Source organism: Pseudomonas sp. HN2-3, from assembly GCF_020691745.1.
Taxonomy (GTDB): domain Bacteria; phylum Pseudomonadota; class Gammaproteobacteria; order Pseudomonadales; family Pseudomonadaceae; genus Aquipseudomonas; species Aquipseudomonas capeferrum.
Genome location: NZ_CP085704.1, coordinates 1,964,500 through 1,986,626 on the forward strand (window position 1 = coordinate 1,964,500; position 22,127 = coordinate 1,986,626).

The window sequence follows — 22,127 nt, forward strand, 5'->3', positions numbered from 1 at the left end:
AAAGCCCACCTGCGGCTCGACGAGCAGATCAAAGTATTCCTCTCAAAAGGCGGGTCCATCCAGGAGGTGGCTTCCGGTATTGGCGCTTCCGATCGTGTCGGCCCCAGGCAGCCTTCTGCCAGGTGGTCCAATTCGAAGGGCTAGGCCTTGCGTTTGAGACGTTAAAGCAAAACCGGCCAGTGGCCGGTTTTTTTGTGGGCTTTCAGCTGTCTGCTGATGGGCGTGTGGGGAAATGCTGAGGATACAGCGCCCTGTCCACCTCCAGCTTTTCAGCGTCGCCAATACGCTTGCGCACTTCGGCGTAGAACTGCTGGCTCTGATTTTGGAACCTGATAAAGTCGCGGTCGCACTCCGCCTGCGCGGCCATCAGCTCCAGGCCGGCAAGCCCCTGGGTGGACTTGCGCGACAGGACATAGGCCTGCCAAGCGTTTTCAACCTTCAGCAGCCCTCTAGCGAACGCTTTTGTCTCGATTGTCGCCATTGAAACACCCTCTTTGAGCCAAATAGGCTCGTCGGTGTGGATCGCCAGAGCGACGATGGGCAAGCGCGTTGAAACGCCGATTACCAAGGCATCGGATAGCTGAGCTTAGCGTGTTTTCTGGGTGACGCCGCATAGTGGTTGGAGCGAGGAAAGGGGCTAGGCCCAACCTGGGGTCAGGCAATTATTAAGCGGCAAAAGAAAAGCCCGCCGACAATGGGCGGGCTAAAGAACGTACGGAGCAAGGCCAGTGTGCCAAGCAGGTTGTCGATAATATGTGAAGAGGGTGTCATACGGCTGTCGTTTGCTACGGGTATTCAAGCCAGGTGTTTCCCCGTCTTCAACAAACCCCCGCGCAAAAAAAAGCCCGCCATTAAATGGCGGGCAAGGAACGCTTGAAGGGAGAGCCTGCAGACTGCCCGCGCCCGGTTAACCCAGCATTAAGCGGCCATCCATTGACCTTGCCCGCTGTTCAGCCTATATAGGCCTCCCGCCAATCCAGGAGCCAGCATGCGCGACGAAGACCACCTGCACGAACCCGAGCATGACCACCTGCTCGACCACGAATTCCTCTACGACGACATCGAGCACGAAGCAGATGCCCAAGGCGCGCTAGACGAAGTCGAAGAAGATGAGGAAACGCTGGATGATCTCGATGACGAGGACCGTGATCACCCAGCCTGGCACGACGACTGCGAAGACGATTGAGTCAACGGCGGTCCAGCGAGAAACGCCCGGGGCCGCTCACTGCCAGCAACAGCAAGCCGCCAATGATGCTCAAGTTTTTCAGGAACTGAGTCATGTTGGCGCTGCGTTCGGGGTCGACCATGTTCCAGAACGGGTGGCCGATCAGCGCGGTGCCCAGCACGAACAGTGCGAATAGAAACGCCAGTGGGCGGGTATAGAACCCCAGAATCAGCACGATGGCGACAAAGAACTCCATCACCACTGCAACTGCTGCGGCAAGCATTGGCGCAGGCGCGCCTAGTGATGTCATGTAGCTGACCGTACCTTCAAAACCAGTCAGTTTGGCCCAGCCGGATACAACAAACAGAATCATCAACAGTATGCGGGCAATCAGGATGATGACGTCGCGTTGACCATCGAACAGGGAGTAGCGCATGGCGGCGTTCCAGTGGACGGGGACAAACTCCACTCTAGCAGTTGCGCCGGGAATTTCCGTAGGACGAAAAAAGGCGCCACAAGGGCGCCTTTTCGAAGGAATTTGGTGCGAGTGGCGGGACTCGAACCCGCAAGGCTCACGCCGACAGATTTTAAGTCTGCTGTGTATACCAATTCCACCACACTCGCACTTGAATGGGTCTGAGCGACCGGCATGCTTCTAAGTCAATGCTTTTAAGTAGAAGAGCCTTGCATTCAAGCGCGCTTTATAACCCATTGTTATAGTTGAGTCAACCGCAGCACCTATGATCAAGGGTGTGAAGGGTGCTCGAATGGGTGATTGACACCTTGCTGTCATTACGCCACTGTTGCCCCTCATTTGGATCCAATGGCTATGAAACGATGACTCGGGCCAGTCCGTCCGATGCTAGTGGTCGTGTGGTGCGCCCGCGGTTTATATGGCGTCTGTTGTTCGCCCGGGTGACACTGCTGGGGGCGTTTCTCTATGTGAGCCTCATCAGCCTCGGCGGTTATTTGCTGATGCTAGGGTTTGACGCCGAGCACCCGCAACCCCAGCGCATGATGGCTTTGGCGGGCGGCGGCGGCATTCTGCTGCTGGGCCTGTGGCTGCTCAAGGTGGCGCTGCCGCGTCGAGTGAGCCCTGTACTGGTCGACCGTGACCGCTGACAAACAGTTGCCACAGGGCGGATGCAGGGTGACACTGCTGGTTAGGCCTATTTTCTACCTCCCGCTGTGCCTGTGGAGTTTGCATGGTTTCAGCTGACTGCCTCGATCACCCCGTCATTCCCGCTCACCGCTATGAACAACTGGTTCAGTCGGTGGTGGACTACGCCATCTACATGCTCGACCCGGATGGGCGCGTGGTTTCCTGGAACGCTGGCGCCGAACGGATCAAGGGCTACCGCGCAGATGAAGTGATCGGCCGGCATTTCTCGTTGTTCTTCACGCCTCAGGATTGTGCCGAAGGGCGCCCCGAACGCCTGCTTCGCCAAGCGCTGGAGCAGGGGGTGGCGCAGGATGAGGGGTGGCGCGTGCGTAAGGACGGCTCGCAATTCTGGGCGATGGCCGCGCTGGACGTGATCCGTGACGATCTCGGGCAGATCGTCGGCCTGGCCAAGGTTACCCGGGATATCACTGACCGGCGCGATTCTGCGCTGCAGCTCGATGCTGTGCGTGCCCAGCTGTTCCAGGCGCAGAAGCTCGAAGCCCTTGGTCAACTGACCGGTGGGCTGGCGCATGATTTCAACAACATGCTGACCATCATCCTGAGCTCGGCACGGCTGGCCATGAACGCTCAGGACCCGGCGCGTATCCAACGTATGCTGCAACACATTGTCGACGCGGGGCAGCGGGGTACCGAACTGACCCAGCAACTGCTCAGTTTTGCCCGACACCGCAAACTCGATGTCAGCCGCGTCGCGCCCTTGGAACTGATCGCCGCCACCCGTGGGCTGCTGGAACATTCGCTGCCCAGTGACATCGACCTGGAGCATCACCTGCCGTCAACTTTGCCATCAATAGAAGTGGATGCAGGGCAGTTGCAGATGGTGCTGCTGAACCTGTTGTTCAATGCCCGCGATGCTATCCCGGGCAGTGGCCAAATCCGTATGGCGGCCGAGGTTGTCGAGCTTGTCGGTGAGGTGGAGGGGTTGCATGGCAGCTTCGTGTGCTTCGAGGTGCAGGACAGCGGAAGCGGGATCGCCCCTGACGTGCTGCCACGCATTTTCGAGCCGTTCTTCACCACCAAGGCATTCGGCAAGGGCACCGGCCTGGGCCTCAGCCAGGTCTATGGCTTCGCCAAGCAGAGCAATGGCGCCATCAGCGTCGACAGCGTGCTCGGCAAGGGCACCTGCATGCGTCTTTATTTACCCACGTCTGACCCACAAGCAGATCGCCAACTCGACAGGTAGAAACCATGGCACAGGCACTCAAGCGGCTGGTGACGGGGATCGAAGGGCTCGATGCGCTGCTCAGGGGTGGGCTGGTGGCGGGGGCGTCGTACATCATTCAAGGCCCACCCGGCGCGGGTAAAACCATTCTCGCCAATCAGTTGGCCTGTCACCACGTGCAGACTGGCGGCAGGGTGCTGGTGGCGACGTTGCTCAGTGAATCCCACGAGCGGCTGTTCCAGTACCTGGGTACCCTTGAATTTTTCGACCCGAGCCTGGTTGGCGACCAGATCCAGTTCGTCAGTGCCTTCGACGCCCTCGAGCAGGAAGGGCTCGATGCCGTGGTCAAGTTGCTGCGCCAGGAGATCGGGCGCCAGCAGGCCAGCCTACTCATCGTGGACGGTGTGCTCAATGCCCGCGTGCGTGCGCAGACGCACCTGGACACGAAAAAATTCGTCTCGGAACTGCAAGGCCACGCAGCTTTTGCCGGCTGCACCGTGTTGCTGTTGACCAGTGCACGGCTGGACGAAGGCAGCCCGGAACACACGATGGTCGATGGGGTGATCGAGCTGGGCGAGCAACTGGTCGGCAGCCGTGCCGTACGCCACATTCAGTTGCGCAAGACGCGTGGCAGCGCAGCCTTGTCGGGCCGTCACGAATGCCTGATCGACGAAGCGGGCATGCATGTGTTTCCGCGGCTGGAGTCGCTGCTCGGTCACCTCAGTCAGAAGGGCAACGCCACGCTGAGCCGGGTCTCTTCAGGCATCCTGAGCCTGGATGAAATGTGCGGTGGCGGGCTGGCCGCTGGCTCGGTCAGCCTGTTGATGGGGCCTTCCGGTATCGGCAAGACGTCCCTGGGCCTGGCATTTCTGGGCGCATGTACCGCGCGGGCGCCAGGGGTGCACTTCGGTTTCTACGAAACGCCCGAACGCTTGCGCCTCAAAGCGGCGTCGCTGGGCTACGATTTTGCCGCACTTGAGCGCGAAGGTGCCCTGCAGTTGTGCTGGCAGCCCACCACGGAGGGTTTGCTGGACCAGGTTGGCGCGCGCTTGCTTGAACGTGTCGAGGCGCAAGGCAGCAAGCGTGTGGTGATCGACAGCCTGGGTGCCTTCAGCCGTCTGGCGATCGACCCGACGCGGCTCAACGCGTTTTTCCGCGCCTTGACTGCTGAGCTGCGAGCACGTGAAGTCAGTGTGCTGTTGACCTGGGAAATGCGTGACATCTTCGGTTCGGAAATCACTGCGCCGACAGCGGACCTGTCGAGCATCGTCGACAACCTGATGCTGATGCGCTTCGTCGAGCTGCAGTCGCAGCTGCGGCGCATGCTGTCGATCCTCAAGGTGCGTGACAGCCACCATGACCCTGCGTTGCACGAGCTGCTGCTCGGCCCCCAGGGCATCACCTTGCGCAAGGCCTTCGAGGGCGCCAGCGGCGTGCTCTCTGGGGCCCCTGTGCCGCAGGGGAGCGGGTGACGGGCCCTCTGATGAACACCATTCTGATCGTCGATGACGAATACCTGATCGCCGACATCCTCGGCTTCGCCCTTGAGGATGAAGGTTATCTGGTGGAGAAGGCGAGCAATGGCCTCAAGGCCCTGGAAGCGCTCAAGGAAAAACGCGTCGAGCTGGTGATCACCGACTACATGATGCCCCTGCTCAATGGCGAAGAGCTGGTGCGCTCGATGCGCGATGAGCTGCACCTGAGCGACCTGCCGGTCATCTTGATGAGCGGCGGCCAGGTTAGCCAGGCCAACCACGGGTGCCCGGAACTGTTCGCCGCGGTATTCGACAAACCCTTCGATATGGACAGGATGATCGCCAAGGTGCGCGAACTGGTGGGCACCTGAGGCACCGTCGATCAAGCGCGTCCGTGCGTCTTGAGGCGGGGTCGCTCAGTGCGAGTCGTCGTGTTTTTCCGGGGCCGGGCTGCCAGCCTGGATACGCTTGAAGATCTCTTCGCGGTGCACCTGGACATCTTTCGGTGCGTCGATACCAATCCTCACCTGCATCCCTTTGACGCCCAGAATGGTGACTTTGATGTCATCGTTGATGACGATGCTTTCGCCAACCTTACGGGTGAGTATCAGCATGTAGTTCTCCTTGGTAATGTTGAAATCCGTCGGGCTATTTGCCGCGGCGGTGGGAGCCAGTCCCTCTTCCTTCTCATTAAAGACGCTTTCGGCGGATAGGAATTCCCCGACAGACAAATTCTGTTGCGTGTCTTCAGTTGCAGGCGCCGATAGTTACCGCAAGCGGATTGTCGGCGAAGGTGCTCGGTGGCAAGAATAGGGGGGTTCAGCCCGTATTGGAAATTTCTCTGCATCATGGCCTAAATAGACAGTGTCAATGATCGTACTGTTCCTCTAGTGCCTGAAGAAATAACAGCAACGCGACTTCCTCCGGGTCCAGGCCCTTGCGGTTACGCTTGCGCGGCAAACTGGCCAGCCGCCCGAGGGCAAAGTGTTCCAGCACCGCCGGGTGAATGTAGCAGCGTCGGCACACCGCCGGGGTGTTGCCCAGGCGTGTGGCGACCTGTTTGACGATGGCCGCGACCTGGCGCTTCGCTTCGCTTTCCGGCTCCCATGCCAGCGGCCTGAGCAGATCCAGCGCCAGGCTGCTGCCGGCCCAGGTGCGGTAGTCCTTGGCAGTGAAATCGGCGCCAGTGAGTTCCTGCAAAAACTGGTTGATCTCGCTGGAGCCGACGCTGCGGCGTTGGCCGTCTTCGTCCAGGTACTGGAACAGCGCCTGGCCCGGCAGCTCCATGCAACGCTTGAGCAGGTTTGCCAGGCGCCGGTCATGCAAGGTGACGTCGTGCTCGACGCCGCGCTTGCCGCGGAACTGGAAGCGGATGGTGCCGCCTTGCACCTTGACGTGGCGGTTGCGCAGCGTGGTCAGCCCGTATGACTGGTTGTCGCGCAGGTAACGCTGGTTGCCGATGCGGATCAGGGTGTGGTCCAGCAGGCTCACCACCAGTGCCATGACCTTTTCCCGGTCCAGGCCCGGGCGGGCCAGGTGCGTTTCCAGTTGCAGGCGCAGTTTCGGCAGTGCCTGAGCAAAGGCCAGCATGCGCCCGTATTTGTGCTGGTCACGCAGTTCGCGCCATTGCTCATGGTAGCGGTACTGCTTGCGGCCACGGGCGTCGCGGCCAGTGGCTTGCAGGTGACCCTGCGGGTCGGCGCAGATCCACACTTCGCTGTACGCCGGCGGAATCACCAGCGCGGCGATGCGCGCGAGGGTGTCGGCGTCGCGCACCCGTTGGCCCTCGGCGTCAAAGTAGATGAAGCGGTCGCGCCAGCGCCGCCGGCTCAGGCCCGGTTGGCTGTCGTCAACGTAATGCAAGGTGCGGGGCAGGGGGCAGTCGAGCATTGGCGGCAGGCCTCGATCAGGTCACTGATCAATGGACAACGGCCGCGTGGTGGTTGCTCAGCCCAACAATGCCACCGACTTGATCTGGGCAAACAGTGCCTGGCCCGGGTGCAGGCCCAACTGGTCTGCCGAATAGCGAGTGATACGCGCCAGCAAGGCATTGCCGCCGGCATCCAGGCTGACCAGGACATGGGCCGGGTTGTCTGCCGGGCGGCTTTCACGCACCCGCACCGGCAACCGATTGAGGATGCTCGAGGCGCTGTCTGCGGCCAGGGCCAGGCTTACATCGCGGGCCTGAACCTTGACCCGCAGGGTACTGCCCATGACATGCGCAGGGTGGGCGATGCGCAAGAGTGGCGCGCTACTGCCGGGCAGGCGTAGGTCGAGCAAATCGTAATGAGGGTCATGACCGACCACCAGGCCTTCGAACACCACCCCGGCGTCCTCGCCCTGGGCCAATGAAAGGTCGAGGCGCGCCAGCGTTTCGCCGATCGGGCCGCTGGCCACGGCCTGGCCTTGCTCCAGCAACACCAGGTGGTCTGCCAGCCGCGCCACTTCGTCCTGGGCGTGGCTGACATACACCAGCGGGATCTCCAGCTCGTCATGCAGGCGCTCCAGGTACGGCAGGATCTCGCGCTTGCGCGGCCCGTCGAGGGCCGCCAGTGGCTCGTCCATCAGCAACAGCCGTGGGCTGCTGAGCAGCGCACGGGCAATGCCGACGCGCTGGGCCTCGCCGCCGGACAAGGTGGCCGGGCGGCGTGCCAGCAGGTGGCCGATGCCCAACAGTTGGCAGGCCTGATCAAGGCTGACCTTGCGCTCGCCCGGCGCAATTCGCCGCCAGCCGAACTCCAGGTTGCTGCGTACCGACAGGTGCGGGAACAGGCTGGCTTCCTGGAATACGTAGCCCACCGGTCGCAGATGCGGCGCCTGGAAATAGCCGCTCGCGCTGTCTTCCCAAACCTCGCCGTTGATCTCGATATACGCGCTGGCAGCCCGCTCCAGCCCCGCCAGGCAGCGCAGGCATGACGTCTTGCCCGAGCCGGAGTGGCCGAACAGCGCGCTGATACCGCGCCCTGGCAGCAGCAGGTCGACATCCAGGGTAAAGTCGTCGCGCGCCAACTCCAGGCGCGCCACAATCGATCCAGTCATTTCAGCTCCAGCCAGCCTTGCCGCGGCGCCCAGCGTATAGCAATAGCAGCACCAGGAACGAGAACACCAGCATGGCACCGGCCAGCCAGTGGGCTTGCGAATATTCCATGGCCTCGACGTGATCGAAGATCTGTACCGAGACCACGCGGGTCTTGTCGGGGATGTTGCCGCCAATCATCAGCACCACGCCAAACTCGCCCACGGTATGGGCGAAACCCAGGATGCTCGCGGTGACGAAGCCGGGGCGGGCCAGCGGCAGTACCACATGAACGAAGGTGTCCCAGGGGCTGGCGCGCAGGGTGGCTGCAACTTCCAGTGGCCGTTGGCCGATAGCGCCAAAGGCATTTTGCAGCGGCTGCACCACGAACGGCATGGAATAGATCACCGAGCCGATCACCAACCCCGTGAAGCTGAACACCACGCTACCCAGGCCTAGCGCCTGGGTAGCCTGGCCGAGCCAACCGTGCGGGCCGAGGGCGATCAGCAGGTAAAAGCCGATCACCGTCGGTGGCAGCACCAGCGGCAACGCCACCACGGCGCCCACCGGCCCGCGTAACCACGAACGCGTGCGTGCCAGCCACCAGGCGATGGGCGTACCGAGGACCAGCAGAATCAGGGTGGTCAAGCTGGCTAGTTTGACGGTCAGCCAGATTGCCCCCAGGTCACTGGCGTCCAGTGGCATCAGATTTCATAACCGTAGGACTTGATCACCGCTGCGGCTTTCGGGCCCTTCAGGTACTCGACCAGCGCCTTGGCGGCGGCATTGTCTTTGCCCTTGTTGAGGATCACGGCGTCCTGGCGGATGGGGTCGTGCAGCGCGGACGGCACGATCCAGGCCGAGCCGCTGGTTACCTTGCCGTCCTTGTAGATCTGCGACAGGGCAACGAAGCCCAGCTCGGCATTGCCGGTGGATACGAACTGGAAGGCCTGGGTGATGTTCTGGCCTTCGACGATCTTGCCCTTGGTGGCCTCGGTCAGGTTCAGTTTGTCCAGCACCTGCGTCGCGGCCAGGCCGTAAGGGGCGGCTTTAGGGTTGGCGATGGACAGGTGCTTGTAGGCGTTCTTTTTCAGCACTTCACCCTTGGCGTCCACGTAACCTTCCTTCGCCGACCAGAGGGCCAGGGTGCCGATGGCGTAGGTGAAACGCGAACCGGGTACGATTTCGTTTTCTTGCTCGAGCTTGGCTGGGGTGCTGTCATCGGCGGCGAGGAACACTTCGAACGGCGCACCGTTCTTGATTTGTGCGTAGAACTGCCCGGTGGCACCGTAGGCTGCAACCAGCTTGTGGCCGGTGTCTTTCTCGAAGTCCTTGGCGATGGCCTGGATCGGTGCTGTGAAGTTAGCTGCGACCGCGACCTGAACCTCGTCGGCCCAGGCAGTGTTGAGGCAGATCAGGCTGGCCAGGGCAGTGGCAGCCAGGTGCAGTGGGCGGATTCGCATGAAGACAGCTCCTTGGGATTATCGTTATAGCGTTAACTATATAGCGATACGCCATTGGCCGGGAAGGGCCTGAGGGCAACTGTGTTATAGGCGTTCGCCAACCGGGTTCAGCGCCCGATTTGTTGCAGGGCCTTGTCGGCGATATCCTGGGTCAGCTCACCTGCCGGCAAGTGCCTGCCCAGGCGCAGCGCCTGGCCTGACCAGAGGTTGCTGAAGTCGCTGTTGCCCTGGGGGTCGGTGATTGCGCGCAGCGGCATCAGCGCGCCACCCGCCAGCGGAAAGCGCGGTGCCAGCTCGCTCATCGGACCCAGCTCGCGCATGACGCGATTGATGATGCCCCGCGCTGGGCGGCCGGTGAACAGATTGGTCAGTGCGGTTTCGCTGGCCGGCGCGGTGTCCAGAGCGTGGCGGTGAGCGGCAGAAACCTTGGCCTCAGGGCAGAACAGGTAGGCCGTGCCGATCTGCACGGCCGACGCGCCGAGGGCCAGGGCCGCGACCAGGCCGCGGTGGTCGCCGATGCCGCCGGCTGCAATCACCGGCACCTTGACCGCATCGGCAATCTGCGGCACCAGGGCGAAAGTGCCAATCTGGCTGGTGATTTCTTCGCTGAGGAACATGCCGCGATGGCCGCCGGCTTCATAGCCCATGGCGATGATCGCGTCGCAGCCGTGGCGCTCCAGCCACACCGCTTCTGCCACCGTGGTGGCGCTGGACAGCACCTTGGCGCCGGTTGCCTTGACCCTCTGCAGCAACTGCGGCGCGGGCAGGCCGAAATGGAAACTCACCACTTCAGGGCGCAGTCGCTCGACCAGTTGGCAGCTTTGCTCATCGAAAGGCGCACGGTTGGAGACCGGGGTAGGGGCCTCGAAGTCGGCACCCAATTCGCTGTAGTAAGGCTTCAGTGCCTGCTTCCAGCGCGCATCGCGCTCGGCATCGGGCAGCGGTGGCTGGTGGCAGAAGAAGTTCAGGTTCAGCGGGCGCCCAGGGCAGGCGGCGCGAAATGCTTCGATCTCTTCAGCGATCTGCGCGGCGGTGAGCATGGCGCAGGGCAGCGCACCGAGGCCGCCCGCAGCGCCCACGGCAATGGCCATGGCCGAGCCGGTCGCACCGGCCATCGGCGCCTGGAGAATGGGCAGCTCGATGCCCAGCAGATCGAGGATGCGACGGTCAGGCCACTGGCTCATGCGATTCTCCTTGCGGGGCAGCGTGATCGGTACGGCAGTGCACGTGGGCGTTTACAGGGCCTTGCTGACCTGGATGTCGCTGATCTTCACGGCATCGTCGCCGTGGATCTTTTGCAGCGCTTGCAGGGCCTGCTCCACGGAAGCCTCGGGCATGAACGCGAATTCAAAGCGGCGCTCGCCGTCGAGTTTGTATTTGATGACGTACTTGATGGTCTGGGTCATGGCGGTCTTATCTGAGTTTCGACGACGAGCGACGGATGATCTTGATCTTGTGGGTCAAGGTCGGTTTGCGCGTTACCGAGATCGGGCGAGTGGTCACGGTATCGAGGGTGATGTTCCAGAAACCGGTACTTGGCACGGTGATCTTTGCCGGGAACTGGTCAAAAGCACCCCCGTGGTAGGTGTGCCGGCCGCCATTTTTGAAACTGCGGAAGTTGGCGTCGTTCATCAGGCGGATGTTGCAGCGCTGGGAGCACTCGATGACGACGATATCGTCTTCGTTCAGGTGCTCGCGCTGGTGTACGAATTTCATGTGATGCTCCGCAAGGTTTGGATCTGCAAAGGCGAAAGATACCACGATGTAGCGTTACACTGCCGCGCCTGTTGGCCAGGCGTAGATAAATCTGCCAAAGCAGGGAGCAAAACAGCCCGGCGGTGGTCGAACGGGATTCTTGAAAGGCAGAGGTGCTGCAAATGAAATGGATGGTAGCGGCGTTGTCCCTGACGCTGGGTGGCTGTGTCAGCGTTTCGGAGCTTGAACAATCGCGCGAAACAATGGATGTGATCTCTGGCAAGACGCCGCGTGAATACGCAGATTGCATCAAGCAGAAGCTGGCCGATACCCGTGATCCGTTGGTCGAGGAGCCGCGAGGCGACGGCCTGCGCCTGATCGTGCCGCAGAAGCTGACGTCCGGGGCCGGGCCTGCGGCGCTGGTCGATATCGACAAGCGTGGCAGCGGCAGCAGCATCAAACTGCGTGAGCGGTTGAACAACTTCCCGCTGCGCCTGGGCGACGTGCGCACGGCGACGACGCAGTGCATTTCTGGCCATTGATCTGGCGCAATTGATTCGCGGTTAAAAAGCCAATAACCCTCGCTTGGCGAGTCTGGCGTTGTTGCGATTTGCCTTACGGGGCTAGTATCCATTTGCTTATGTTTTTTAAGCCTAAGCTTATAACAAAAGAAATGGAGATTCGTGATGACACCGTTGAGTCGAGTCGTGATCGGCAGCTTGCTGATCCTGGCCTGGCCCACGGCGCATGCCGCCGATGGCCAGAAAATCTTCACCCAGGGCGGGGCGAACCCCGCCGCCATGGCCTGCCTAGGTTGCCATGGGCCAGACGGCAAGGGCATTGCCGCCGCTGGGTTCCCCCGTTTGGCCGGGTTACCCGCCGGCTACCTGAGCAAACAGTTGCACGACTGGCGTGATGGCACGCGCAAGCAGCCGGTGATGGAACCGCTCGCCAAGGCTTTGAGCGAAGACGAGATCAAGGCGGTCAGCGCGTACCTGGCCAGCCTACCGGCCGAGCCAGCGGCTGACCTGCGCCGCCAGCAGATTGCCGATGACCCCACCACGCGCATGGCCCTGTACGGTGATTGGGGGCGACAGATACCCGGTTGTGTGCAATGCCACGGCCCTGGTGGCAGTGGTGTAGGTGAGCATTTTCCGCCCTTGGCAGGCCAGCCTGCGGCTTACTTGATGGCGCAGCTCAATGCCTGGCGCGACGGCAGCCGCAGCAATGACCCCAACCAACTGATGGTCGGCGTGGCCAAGGCCATGACCGATGACGAGGTCAAGGCCATTGCCGAGTTCTTCGCCCGCCCCGCCCGCCAGGAGGTCACGCCATGAAGCCCTTGATTCCCGCCGCGCTGCTGTTGGCCATGGGCAGTGCCCAGGCGGCCCCGATCGCCATGGAAGACCAGTCGCAGTTGAAGGTGCCAGGCGTGCAGGCCGCGCCGCAGTTCGTGCCGCCCGCCGAAAGCGAGTTGCCGGACAATGCCTTTGGCAAGATGGTCCGCGAGGGCCATGCCTTGTTTGTCGATACCCGACGCAAGATGCCGGAAGCCGTGGGTAACGGTTTGAACTGCAGCAACTGCCACCTCGACCAGGGGCGGCTGGCACACTCCGCGCCGATGTGGGGCGCGTACCCGATGTACCCGGCCTATCGCAAGAAAAACGACAAGGTCAACACCTATGCCGAGCGCATCCAGGGGTGTTTCCAGTTCAGCATGAACGGCAAGCCGCCGGCGGCAGACAGCCCGCAGATGACGGCGCTGTCGGTGTATGCCTACTGGTTGTCGACCAAGGCACCCACAGGCGTCGAGATCGCGGGTCGCGGCTATCCGGACGTGGCGCAACCCCAGGGTGGCTACGACTTCAAGCGCGGCCAGCAGGTTTACCGTGAGCAATGTGCGATTTGCCATGGTGACAACGGCGAAGGGCAGAAGGTGGCCGGTGAGTACGTGATGCCGCCGCTGTGGGGCAAGGACTCCTACAACTGGGGGGCCGGTATGCACCGGATCAACACGGCAGCGTCCTTCATCAAGTACAACATGCCACTGGGCAAACCGGGCAGCTTGAGCGATCAACAGGCCTGGGATGTGGCGGCGTGGATCAACCGCCACGAACGGCCGCAGGACCCGCGCTTGGTGGAGGGGTCTGTGGAGAAGACGCGGCTGAAGTTTCATGCCAATGACGGGGTGAACCTGTATGGCCAGCAAGTCGAGGGGGTGTTGATCGGGCAGGGAACGGGTAGCTGACGGGTTTGCTGCGCCGGCCGCCTTCTTTTGTCATCTGCCCGTCACCGCCCTGCAACCACCTTCGGGTTGCAATGACCGCCATCATCCTCAAGGAGCGCGGCCATGGAACTCTGTGTGATCGGGGCGGGGTATGTCGGCTTGGTAACGGCGGCCTGTTTTGCCGAAATGGGCAACCGGGTGACCTGCCTGGAACGTGATCCGCAGCGCTTGATGCAGTTGCGCCAGGGCCAGAGCCCGATCCACGAGCCAGGCCTGCCGGCACTCTTGCATAGCGGCATGCAGGCGGGCCGCCTGCTGTTCAGCGATGATTGGCAGCAGGCGCTGGCCAGTGCCGAGGTGGTGTTTATCGCCGTGGGCACGCCCAGCCAGGAGGACGGTTCGGCCGATCTGCAGCATGTGCTGGGCGTTGCCGACAGCCTGGGGCGCCACCTGACACGCCCAAGCCTGGTGGTGAACAAGTCGACAGTACCGGTAGGTACTGCAGAGCGGGTGGCCCGGCACATTGCAGTCGGTTTGCGCGCGCGTGGCGCAGGCTTTGCTGTCGAGGTGGCGAGCAACCCCGAGTTTCTCAAGGAGGGCAGCGCCATCGATGACTTCATGCGCCCCGACCGCATCATTATCGGCAGCGACAGTGCGGCGGCCGGCCAGTGCCTGCAGCGGCTGTATGCACCCTTTGTGCGTAACTGCGAACGCATTCTGTTGATGGCGCCCCGCGCCGCCGAGTTCAGCAAATACGCCGCCAACGCCTTTCTGGCCACCAAGATTTCCTTCATCAATGAGCTGGCGGGGCTTTGCGCACAGCTGGATGTGGACATCGAGCAGGTGCGCCGGGGCATCGGCAGTGATCGGCGCATCGGCAGCCATTTTATCTATGCCGGGTGTGGCTACGGCGGTTCGTGCTTCCCCAAGGATGTCCGGGCCCTGCTTCGCACTGCCGAGCAGCAGGGCTACCAGGCCGCGATTTTGCAGGCGGTGCAGGCACGCAACGACGAACAGAAGACCTTGCTGTTCAAGGCGCTGCACCAGCACTTTGGCGGCTTCATGCGTGGGCGTAGCGTCGCGCTCTGGGGGCTGGCCTTCAAACCGGGCACTGACGACCTTCGCGAGGCGCCCAGCCTGGTGCTGATCGATGCGTTGCTTGCGGCGGGGGCCCGGGTACAGGCCTGCGACCCGGTGGCACTTGGCGGCATGCAGGGGCGTTATCCGCAGGCCGTGGCCAGCGGTCAGTTGCGCCTGAGCGAAGACCCTTACGCCTGTGTCGAGGGCGCAGACGCCCTGGTGCTGGTGACCGAATGGAAGCAGTTTCGGCAGCCGGATTTCGTGCGTGTGCGGGGGCTTATGCGTATGCCAGTGCTATTTGATGGGCGCAATATTTACGATCCCTTGGAACTATCTACACTGGGTTATCTCTATCATGGCATCGGTCGGCCTCAGGCGGGGCATTGTAAGGTGACTGCCGCCTGATTAGACTGCGCCGAATTCCACAGGCCTAGCCTTTGTTTAAGGACGTATATGATCAAGAAATGCTTGTTCCCGGCCGCCGGTTACGGCACCCGCTTCCTGCCCGCTACCAAAGCCATGCCCAAGGAAATGCTGCCGGTGGTCAACAAGCCACTGATCCAGTATGGCGTTGAAGAAGCGCTGGATGCCGGCCTGAACGAGATCTCCATTGTGACCGGCCGTGGCAAGCGTGCCCTGGAAGACCACTTCGACATCAGCTACGAGCTGGAAAACCAGATCAAGGGCACCGACAAGGAAAAGTACCTGGTCGGTATCCGTCGTCTGCTCAACGAGTGCTCCTTCTCCTACACCCGTCAGACCGAGATGAAGGGCCTGGGCCACGCGATCCTCACCGGCCGCCCGCTTATCGGTGACGAACCGTTCGCGGTGGTGCTGGCTGACGACCTGTGCGTCAACCCGGAAGGTGACGGCGTACTGACCCAGATGGTCAAACTGTTCAAGCAGTACCGCTGCTCGATCGTCGCCATCCAGGAAGTCGACCCGCAGGAAACCAACAAGTACGGTGTGATCGCCGGTGAGATGATCCGCGACGACATCTACCGTGTCACCAACATGGTCGAAAAGCCTGCACCGGAAGACGCGCCTTCGAACCTGGCGATCATCGGCCGCTACATCCTGACCCCGGACATCTTCGATATCATCGCCAATACCGAGCCGGGCAAAGGCGGCGAAATCCAGATCACTGACGCCCTGCTGCAGCAGGCCAAAGATGGCTGCGTGATTGCCTACAAGTTCAAGGGCAAGCGTTTCGACTGCGGTGGCGCCGAAGGCTACATCGACGCGACCAACTTCTGCTTCGAGAACTACTACAAGACTGGCAAGGCTTACTGATAAGCCCCGCTGGTCTGCAAGCCACCCCTCGGGGTGGCTTTTTTGTTTGCGGCGGCCAACGGCGGTATGCTGGGCGCCAGCCTAGGAGACTGAATAAATGGCCTACGATTTTGATCTGTTCGTGATTGGTGCCGGGTCCGGCGGTGTGCGCGCAGCGCGTTTTGCCGCGGGCTTCGGCGCGAAGGTGGCGGTAGCCGAAAGCCGCTACCTGGGCGGTACCTGCGTCAACGTCGGCTGTGTGCCGAAAAAACTGCTGGTGTATGGCGCGCATGTCGCAGACGAGCTGGAGCAGGCCGCAGGCTTCGGCTGGACCCTGGAAGAAGGGCATTTCGACTGGGGCACCCTGATTGCCAACAAAAACCGGGAGATCGAGCGCCTCAACGGTATCTACCGCAACCTGCTGGTCAACAGCGGGGTGACCCTGTTGCAGGGCCATGCACGCCTGACTGGCGCCAACGAGGTGGAAGTCGACGGCCAGCGCTATACCGCCGAGCACATCCTCATCGCCACCGGCGGCTGGCCGCAGGTGCCGGACATCCCTGGCAAGGAACTGGCCATCACCTCCAACGAAGCGTTCTACCTCAAGGCGTTGCCGCGCCGCGTGCTGGTGGTGGGCGGTGGCTACATCGCCGTCGAGTTTGCCGGCATCTTCCAGGGGCTGGGGGCCGATACCAGTTTGCTGTACCGGGGCGATCTGTTCCTGCGCGGGTTTGATGGTTCGGTGCGCACGCACTTGAAGGAAGAGCTGGAAAAACGCGGCCTCGATCTGCAGTTCAACGCGGATATCCAGCGCATCGACCAGCTGGACGACGGCAGCCTCAAGGCCACCCTCAAGGATGGCCGCGAGCTGGTTGCCGACTGCGTGTTCTACGCCACTGGGCGGCGGCCGATGCTCGACAATTTGGGCCTGGAGAACACGGGCGTCGAGCTGGATGCACGGGGCTACATTCGCGTCGATGAGCAGTACCAGACCACCGCGCCGTCGATTCTGGCCATTGGCGATGTGATCGGTCGCGTGCAGCTCACCCCAGTGGCGCTGGCCGAAGGCATGGCCGTTGCGCGGCGCTTGTTCAAGCCCGAGCAGTACCGCCCGGTGGACTACCAGAACATCCCCACTGCGGTGTTCAGCCAGCCGCCGATCGGCACCGTTGGCATCACCGAGGAACAGGCGCTGGAGGCCGGCCATAAGGTGCAGATCTTCGAGAGCCGTTTCCGGGCCATGAAGCTGACCTTGACCGACATCCAGGAAAAGACCCTGATGAAGCTGGTGGTCGATGCCGAGACCGACAAGGTGCTGGGCTGCCACATGGTCGGGCCGGATGCCGGCGAGATCGTGCAGGGCCTGGGGATTGCGCTGAAGGCGGGCGCGACCAAGCAGCAGTTTGACGAGACCATCGGCGTGCACCCGACCGCGGCTGAAGAATTCGTGACGATGCGCACCGTTACCCGCTAAAAGCACCTCTGGCCTTTGTAGGAGCGGCCTTGCGTCGCGATGGGCGGCGAAGCGGCCCCAGGATCTGTGTTTCGACGCCGAAATCCTGGGGCCGCTTCGCCGCCCATCGCGACGCAAGGCCGCTCCTACATAAAGCAACCGCCGTTCAGCGCTATCTCTTCTATTAATAGACCCTGGTTATAGCCAAAACCAATCGCCAGCATCAGGTTTGCCAATGAGCCTTTCTGGGGGCCAGCGGTTAGGATTCTCTCCGTCAACTGATTTCAACCCCATGAAGGAGCGTCTCTCATGCCTATCATCAACAGCCAGGTCAAACCGTTCAACGCCACCGCCTTCCACAACGGCGAATTCGTTCAGGTAAGCGAAGCCGACCTGAAAGGCAAGTGGTCTGTCGTGTTCTTCTACCCGGCCGACTTCACCTTCGTTTGCCCGACCGAGCTGGGTGACCTTGCTGACAATTACGCAGAGTTCCAGAAGCTCGGCGTGGAAATCTACGGCGTGTCCACCGACACCCACTTCACTCACAAAGCCTGGCACGACACTTCGGAAACCATCGGCAAGATCAAGTACCCGCTGATCGGTGACCCGACCCACGTCATCTCGCGCAACTTCGACGTGCTGATCGAAGAAGCCGGCCTGGCCGATCGCGGTACCTTCGTGATCAACCCGGAAGGCCAGATCAAGATCGTCGAAATCAACGACGGTGGTGTAGGCCGTGATGCCAGCGAACTGCTGCGCAAGGTCAAGGCTGCCCAGTACGTCGCTGCCCACCCAGGCGAAGTCTGCCCGGCCAAGTGGAAAGAAGGCGAGGCTACCCTGGCGCCATCCCTGGACCTGGTCGGCAAGATCTAATCGTCGTCCAACAAGTGCCTGCGCGACGATCATGCTGCGTTGAAACTGATCGCCGCTCGGCACTTCACGAACGAATAGACGTTATGCGCCAGTCGAGGGCGGTAAGCAGCCGCCAAAGCTGAAGTACTTACCGCCCCGCCAAACGCCCGGGCGCTGTTGCCTGGGCGTTTTTGTATCTGAAGATTGAAAAAGGAATCGCCCGTATGTTGGACGCCACGCTTAAATCGCAACTGAAAACCTACCTGGAGCGGGTCACCCAGCCGATCGAGATCGTTGCTTCCCTCGACGACGGCGCGAAATCCCGCGAATTGCACGACCTGCTGGTGGAAATCGCCGGCCTGTCGAACCTGATTACCCTGCGCGCGGACGGGACCGACGCTCGTCGTCCATCGTTCTCGCTCAATCGCCCTGGGGCTGACATCAGCCTGCGTTTCGCCGGCATCCCCATGGGCCATGAATTCACCTCCCTGGTGCTGGCGCTGCTGCAAGTCGGTGGCCACCCGTCCAAGGCCAGCGCCGAAGTGATCGAGCAGATCCAAGGGCTGCAAGGCGAATTCACCTTTGAAACCTACTTCTCGCTGTCGTGCCAGAACTGCCCGGACGTGGTCCAGGCGCTGAACCTGATGGCGGTGCTCAACCCCAACGTGCGCCACGTGGCCATCGACGGCGCGCTGTTCCAGGACGAAGTCGAATCGCGCAAAGTCATGGCGGTACCGAGCATCTACCTGAACGGTGAAGTGTTCGGCCAGGGCCGCATGGGCCTGGAAGAGATTCTGGGCAAGATCGACACCAGTGCCGGCAGCCGCCAGGCCGAAAAGATCAACGCCAAGGACGCTTTCGATGTACTGATCGTCGGCGGTGGCCCGGCCGGCGCTGCGGCCGCGATCTATGCCGCGCGTAAAGGTATCCGTACCGGTGTTGCCGCCGAGCGTTTCGGCGGCCAGGTGCTCGACACCCTGGCCATCGAGAACTTTATCTCGGTGCAGGAAACCGAAGGGCCGAAACTGGCCACTGCGCTGGAAGAACACGTCAAGCAGTACGACGTCGACATCATGAACCTGCAGCGCGGTGAAGCGCTGATCCCGGCCACCGATGGCGGCCTGCACGAAGTGCGTCTGGCGGGCGGTGCGTCGCTCAAGGCCAAGACCGTGATCCTGGCCACCGGTGCACGCTGGCGCGAAATGAACGTGCCGGGCGAGCAGCAATACCGTGCCCGGGGCGTGGCTTACTGCCCGCACTGTGATGGCCCACTGTTCAAGGGCAAGCGTGTGGCGGTGATCGGCGGCGGCAACTCGGGCGTGGAAGCGGCCATCGATTTGGCGGGCATCGTCGCCCAGGTGACCCTGATCGAGTTCGACAGCCAGTTGCGTGCCGACGCCGTGTTGCAACGCAAGCTGCACAGCCTGCCGAACGTCAAGGTGATCACCCGCGCACTGACCACCGAAGTGGTCGGCGATGGTGAGAAGGTGACGGGGTTGCGCTACAAGGATCGCGCCAGCGATGAGCTGCATGACCTGGCGCTGGAAGGCATCTTCGTGCAGATCGGCCTGTTGCCCAATACCGACTGGCTCAAAGGCACCGTCGAACTGTCGCCGCGTGGCGAGATCATTGTCGATGCCAAGGGCGCGACCAACATCCCCGGCGTGTTTGCCGCGGGTGATGTGACCACCGTGCCGTACAAGCAGATCGTCATTGCCGTGGGTGAGGGCGCCAAGGCTTCGCTGGCGGCCTTCGATCACCTGATTCGGGCTTCGGCCCCGGCGTAAGTCAGCAGCAGCCTGAGGGTGTCTATCATTACCCCAGACACCCTCAGGAAGCTCACCATGACCCTGATCAGCCGCGAACCCTGGTGGCTAGTGCCACCCAAGCCCGGGCAGAAAGAGCAGGACCTGCACTGGGGCTTCCTCGAAATCTACGCCGACGGCCGCACCGTGTTCGTCGACCAGCGCCCCAGTGAGCGGGAGCTGGCTGAGCGCAAGAGCTGTCGCAATTTCCCCGACCCCGAGCACTAATGGCTCAGCCTTCGAGTTCGGCCAGGCGCGCCTCCAGCGCTGCAATCCGGGCTTCCAAGGCCTCCATGCGCTCTTCCGAAACACTGCCACCGCTGCTGCGGGCACCGCCTTCCTGTTGGCGTGCGGCCATGATCGCTTCGATTTCTGCCGGGTCGCCCAATGCATGGGTATAGCGGTCTTCGCGCTGGCCTGCCTGGCGCGGCAGGTGCAGGGCAAGGTCCCTTGAAATCAGGCGTTCCAGCTGGTGCTGGATCTGCTCGGTGTCATCGAATTCATGCAGGCGGTTGCTGCGGCTGAGCAACTCGTTGAGGGTTTGCGGGCCGCGCAAGAACATCAGGCCCATCAGCACCAGTTGCGCCGGCACCAATTCCAGGGCCTTGTCCACCCGCTGCTCCCAGCGGTCGGCGCGGCTGCCCATCTGCAAGCGGGTCATGCCTTGGCCTTCGAGCGCCCGCAGGGCCTGGCCGACCTGGCCTTGGGTGAGGTTCATCACCGGTTCCCGGCTGGTCTTCTGGTTGCAGGCCAGGACCAGGGCATTGAGGGTCAGCGGGTAGCTTTCCGGGCTGGTGGCCTGCTTTTCGATCAGCGAGCCGAGAATGCGGATCTCGGTGCTGTTGAAACGGCCTTCACCTACGGTTTCGTGTTCGGACATGGCCCTGTCTCATTGCGAGGAAAAGGCCACTAGCGTAGGTAAAGCCGTTGATTAAGGCAATTGGGGCCGCAACACGGCCCCGACAGCCTCACGCCCCGCGTCGTTCCTCAGCCTGGCACGCCGCCGCGGTGAACAGCACGTCGGTCGACGAGTTCAGCGCAGTCTCCGCCGAGTCCTGCAGCACACCAATGATGAAGCCCACCGCCACCACCTGCATGGCAATCTCGCTGGGGATGCCGAACAGGCTGCACGCCAGCGGGATCAACAACAGCGAACCACCTGCCACGCCCGAGGCGCCGCACGCACAGACAGCCGCCACCACGCTGAGCAGCACGGCAGTCGGCAGGTCGACCGGGATACCCAGGGTATGCACAGCGGCCAGTGTCAGTACGGTGATGGTGATCGCTGCGCCCGCCATGTTGATGGTCGCGCCCAGCGGGATCGACACCGAATAGGTGTCTTCATGCAGGCCAAGACGCTCCGACAGGGCCAGGTTGACCGGGATGTTGGCCGCCGAGCTGCGGGTGAAGAACGCCGTGATACCGCTCTCGCGCAGGCACAGCAGGGTCAGCGGGTACGGGTTGCGGCGAATCTTCCAGAACACGATCAGCGGGTTCATCACCAGGGCCACAAACAGCATGCAGCCGATCAGCACGGCCAGCAGGTGCAGATAGCCGAACAGGGCATCGAGGCCCGACTGGGCGAGGGTGGCACTGACCAGGCCGAAGATGCCCAGCGGGGCGAAGCGGATGACCACGCGCACGATCAAGGTAACCCCGTTGGACAGGTCCTCGACCACAGTGCGGGTGGTTTCGCCGGCATGGCGCAGGGCCACGCCCAGGCCAATCGCCCAGGTCAGCACGCCAATGAAGTTGGCATTGAGCAAGGCGTTGACCGGGTTGTCGACCGCGCTCAGCAGCAGGTTTTGCAGGACCTCGGTGATACCGCCCGGCGCACTCAGCGTGGCGTCGCCGGCACTCAGCACCAGGTGGGACGGGAACAGCATGCTGGCCACCACGGCCACCACCGCTGCGGCGAAGGTGCCCAGCAGGTACAGCCACAGGATCGGCCGTATGTGGGTTTCCTGGCCGTGGCGGTGGTTGGCGATCGAGGCCATGACCAGAATGAACACCAGAATGGGTGCCACTGCCTTGAGGGCGCTGACGAACACCTTGCCGAGGAACGCCAGGTCGCGGGCGACGTCGGGTGCGAGCAACGCCAGGGCGATGCCGGCCAGCAGGCCGATGACGATCTGCGTCACCAGGCTGGTGCGGTTGAGAAGGCGGAAGAAGGGGGTCATATGCAGCGATATCCCGGCATGTTCAAAAAGGGCGAGACTTTACCATAGACCTTTGTCGGGCAGGTTCGCGGTCTTCAGGGTTCACGCGCGAAGCGGCGA

Annotated in this window: 26 protein-coding genes and 1 tRNA gene; 14 read left to right on the plus strand and 13 right to left on the minus strand. The window is 62.2% G+C overall.

Annotation, left to right across the window (positions count from 1 at the left end):
* Nucleotides 1-202: 202 nt before the first annotated feature.
* A complete protein-coding gene (locus LJX93_RS08995) occupies nucleotides 203-544 on the minus strand; it encodes a hypothetical protein (RefSeq protein WP_227696970.1) in 342 nt (113 codons plus the stop codon).
* A 444-nt stretch (nucleotides 545-988) separates the two neighbouring features.
* Here LJX93_RS08995 and LJX93_RS09000 point away from each other — a divergent pair, with 444 nt between their 5' ends.
* The gene (locus LJX93_RS09000) at nucleotides 989-1,186 is read left to right on the plus strand and encodes a hypothetical protein (RefSeq protein WP_227696971.1); all 198 of its coding nucleotides are present in this window, start codon (nucleotides 989-991) and stop codon (nucleotides 1,184-1,186) included.
* Nucleotide 1,187: 1 nt separating this feature from the next.
* Here the strand turns inward: LJX93_RS09000 and LJX93_RS09005 are convergent, their stop codons facing one another.
* Nucleotides 1,188-1,601: a DoxX family protein gene (locus tag LJX93_RS09005; protein ID WP_033696831.1), complete on the minus strand. Its 414-nt coding sequence runs from the start codon at nucleotides 1,599-1,601 to the stop codon at nucleotides 1,188-1,190.
* A gap of 103 nt (nucleotides 1,602-1,704) precedes the next feature.
* Nucleotides 1,705-1,789: transfer RNA gene (locus tag LJX93_RS09010), tRNA-Leu, on the minus strand.
* Between the two features lie 213 nt (nucleotides 1,790-2,002).
* Here LJX93_RS09010 and LJX93_RS09015 point away from each other — a divergent pair.
* The 4 genes from LJX93_RS09015 to LJX93_RS09030 all read left to right on the plus strand — a co-directional run bounded on the left by LJX93_RS09015 (nucleotide 2,003) and on the right by LJX93_RS09030 (nucleotide 5,356).
* Nucleotides 2,003-2,287: a hypothetical protein gene (locus tag LJX93_RS09015; RefSeq protein WP_177447944.1), complete on the plus strand. Its 285-nt coding sequence runs from the start codon at nucleotides 2,003-2,005 to the stop codon at nucleotides 2,285-2,287.
* An 83-nt stretch (nucleotides 2,288-2,370) separates the two neighbouring features.
* On the plus strand, nucleotides 2,371-3,531 hold the full coding sequence (locus LJX93_RS09020) for a two-component system sensor histidine kinase NtrB (RefSeq protein ID WP_033696834.1): 1,161 nt from the start codon (nucleotides 2,371-2,373) through the stop codon (nucleotides 3,529-3,531).
* A gap of 5 nt (nucleotides 3,532-3,536) precedes the next feature.
* On the plus strand, nucleotides 3,537-4,982 hold the full coding sequence (locus LJX93_RS09025) for an ATPase domain-containing protein (protein ID WP_033696835.1): 1,446 nt from the start codon (nucleotides 3,537-3,539) through the stop codon (nucleotides 4,980-4,982).
* 11 nt (nucleotides 4,983-4,993) lie between these two features.
* Complete coding sequence (locus LJX93_RS09030) at nucleotides 4,994-5,356, plus strand: response regulator (RefSeq protein WP_033696837.1); 363 nt, start codon at nucleotides 4,994-4,996, stop codon at nucleotides 5,354-5,356.
* Nucleotides 5,357-5,401: 45 nt separating this feature from the next.
* Here the strand turns inward: LJX93_RS09030 and csrA are convergent, their stop codons facing one another.
* The 8 genes from csrA to LJX93_RS09070 form a co-directional block, all read right to left on the minus strand.
* Entirely contained in the window at nucleotides 5,402-5,599 is a 198-nt protein-coding gene (csrA, locus tag LJX93_RS09035) for a carbon storage regulator CsrA (RefSeq protein WP_004375914.1), read from the minus strand.
* Nucleotides 5,600-5,852: 253 nt separating this feature from the next.
* The gene (locus LJX93_RS09040) at nucleotides 5,853-6,875 is read right to left on the minus strand and encodes a DNA topoisomerase IB (protein ID WP_033696839.1); all 1,023 of its coding nucleotides are present in this window, start codon (nucleotides 6,873-6,875) and stop codon (nucleotides 5,853-5,855) included.
* 57 nt (nucleotides 6,876-6,932) lie between these two features.
* Nucleotides 6,933-8,024 (minus strand): molybdenum ABC transporter ATP-binding protein, encoded by a 1,092-nt coding sequence (modC, locus tag LJX93_RS09045; RefSeq protein WP_033696840.1) that lies wholly within the window; start codon nucleotides 8,022-8,024, stop codon nucleotides 6,933-6,935.
* Between the two features lies 1 nt (nucleotide 8,025).
* A complete protein-coding gene (gene modB, locus LJX93_RS09050) occupies nucleotides 8,026-8,706 on the minus strand; it encodes a molybdate ABC transporter permease subunit (RefSeq protein ID WP_033696842.1) in 681 nt (226 codons plus the stop codon).
* Complete coding sequence (gene modA, locus LJX93_RS09055; RefSeq protein ID WP_033696843.1) at nucleotides 8,706-9,464, minus strand: molybdate ABC transporter substrate-binding protein; 759 nt, start codon at nucleotides 9,462-9,464, stop codon at nucleotides 8,706-8,708. Before modA ends, modB begins: the two co-directional genes overlap by 1 nt.
* Before the next feature lie 107 nt (nucleotides 9,465-9,571).
* Nucleotides 9,572-10,648 (minus strand): NAD(P)H-dependent flavin oxidoreductase, encoded by a 1,077-nt coding sequence (locus tag LJX93_RS09060; RefSeq protein ID WP_047581918.1) that lies wholly within the window; start codon nucleotides 10,646-10,648, stop codon nucleotides 9,572-9,574.
* Between the two features lie 51 nt (nucleotides 10,649-10,699).
* Complete coding sequence (locus LJX93_RS09065) at nucleotides 10,700-10,870, minus strand: hypothetical protein (RefSeq protein WP_077068364.1); 171 nt, start codon at nucleotides 10,868-10,870, stop codon at nucleotides 10,700-10,702.
* 7 nt (nucleotides 10,871-10,877) lie between these two features.
* Nucleotides 10,878-11,180 carry a DUF1883 domain-containing protein gene (locus LJX93_RS09070; protein ID WP_033696846.1) on the minus strand — a complete coding sequence of 101 codons (303 nt, stop codon included), beginning with the start codon at nucleotides 11,178-11,180 and terminating at the stop codon, nucleotides 10,878-10,880.
* A 161-nt stretch (nucleotides 11,181-11,341) separates the two neighbouring features.
* On the opposite strand from LJX93_RS09070, the gene LJX93_RS09075 reads away from it, so the two are divergent.
* From LJX93_RS09075 to LJX93_RS09115, 9 genes are all read left to right on the plus strand, one after another.
* Nucleotides 11,342-11,701: a hypothetical protein gene (locus LJX93_RS09075; protein WP_033696847.1), complete on the plus strand. Its 360-nt coding sequence runs from the start codon at nucleotides 11,342-11,344 to the stop codon at nucleotides 11,699-11,701.
* 144 nt (nucleotides 11,702-11,845) lie between these two features.
* Nucleotides 11,846-12,496, plus strand: coding sequence for a c-type cytochrome (locus LJX93_RS09080; RefSeq protein ID WP_033696848.1), 651 nt, complete (start codon nucleotides 11,846-11,848; stop codon nucleotides 12,494-12,496).
* Complete coding sequence (locus LJX93_RS09085) at nucleotides 12,493-13,407, plus strand: c-type cytochrome (RefSeq protein ID WP_033696850.1); 915 nt, start codon at nucleotides 12,493-12,495, stop codon at nucleotides 13,405-13,407. The genes LJX93_RS09080 and LJX93_RS09085 overlap by 4 nt, the downstream gene beginning before the upstream one ends.
* A 102-nt stretch (nucleotides 13,408-13,509) precedes the next feature.
* On the plus strand, nucleotides 13,510-14,871 hold the full coding sequence (locus LJX93_RS09090; RefSeq protein WP_047581924.1) for a UDP-glucose dehydrogenase family protein: 1,362 nt from the start codon (nucleotides 13,510-13,512) through the stop codon (nucleotides 14,869-14,871).
* A 48-nt stretch (nucleotides 14,872-14,919) separates the two neighbouring features.
* Entirely contained in the window at nucleotides 14,920-15,759 is an 840-nt protein-coding gene (gene galU, locus LJX93_RS09095) for a UTP--glucose-1-phosphate uridylyltransferase GalU (protein ID WP_033696852.1), read from the plus strand.
* 97 nt (nucleotides 15,760-15,856) lie between these two features.
* Entirely contained in the window at nucleotides 15,857-17,212 is a 1,356-nt protein-coding gene (gene gorA / locus LJX93_RS09100; RefSeq protein WP_227696972.1) for a glutathione-disulfide reductase, read from the plus strand.
* A gap of 288 nt (nucleotides 17,213-17,500) precedes the next feature.
* A complete protein-coding gene (gene ahpC, locus LJX93_RS09105; protein WP_033696855.1) occupies nucleotides 17,501-18,064 on the plus strand; it encodes an alkyl hydroperoxide reductase subunit C in 564 nt (187 codons plus the stop codon).
* A 203-nt stretch (nucleotides 18,065-18,267) separates the two neighbouring features.
* Entirely contained in the window at nucleotides 18,268-19,830 is a 1,563-nt protein-coding gene (gene ahpF, locus LJX93_RS09110) for an alkyl hydroperoxide reductase subunit F (protein ID WP_033696856.1), read from the plus strand.
* Between the two features lie 57 nt (nucleotides 19,831-19,887).
* Complete coding sequence (locus LJX93_RS09115) at nucleotides 19,888-20,076, plus strand: hypothetical protein (protein WP_047581928.1); 189 nt, start codon at nucleotides 19,888-19,890, stop codon at nucleotides 20,074-20,076.
* Between the two features lie 4 nt (nucleotides 20,077-20,080).
* On the opposite strand, the gene LJX93_RS09120 is transcribed toward LJX93_RS09115, so the two are convergent.
* A complete protein-coding gene (locus tag LJX93_RS09120) occupies nucleotides 20,081-20,728 on the minus strand; it encodes a YceH family protein (RefSeq protein WP_033696859.1) in 648 nt (215 codons plus the stop codon).
* Between the two features lie 88 nt (nucleotides 20,729-20,816).
* A complete protein-coding gene (gene sstT, locus LJX93_RS09125; RefSeq protein ID WP_033696861.1) occupies nucleotides 20,817-22,028 on the minus strand; it encodes a serine/threonine transporter SstT in 1,212 nt (403 codons plus the stop codon).
* Nucleotides 22,029-22,127 lie beyond the last annotated feature (99 nt).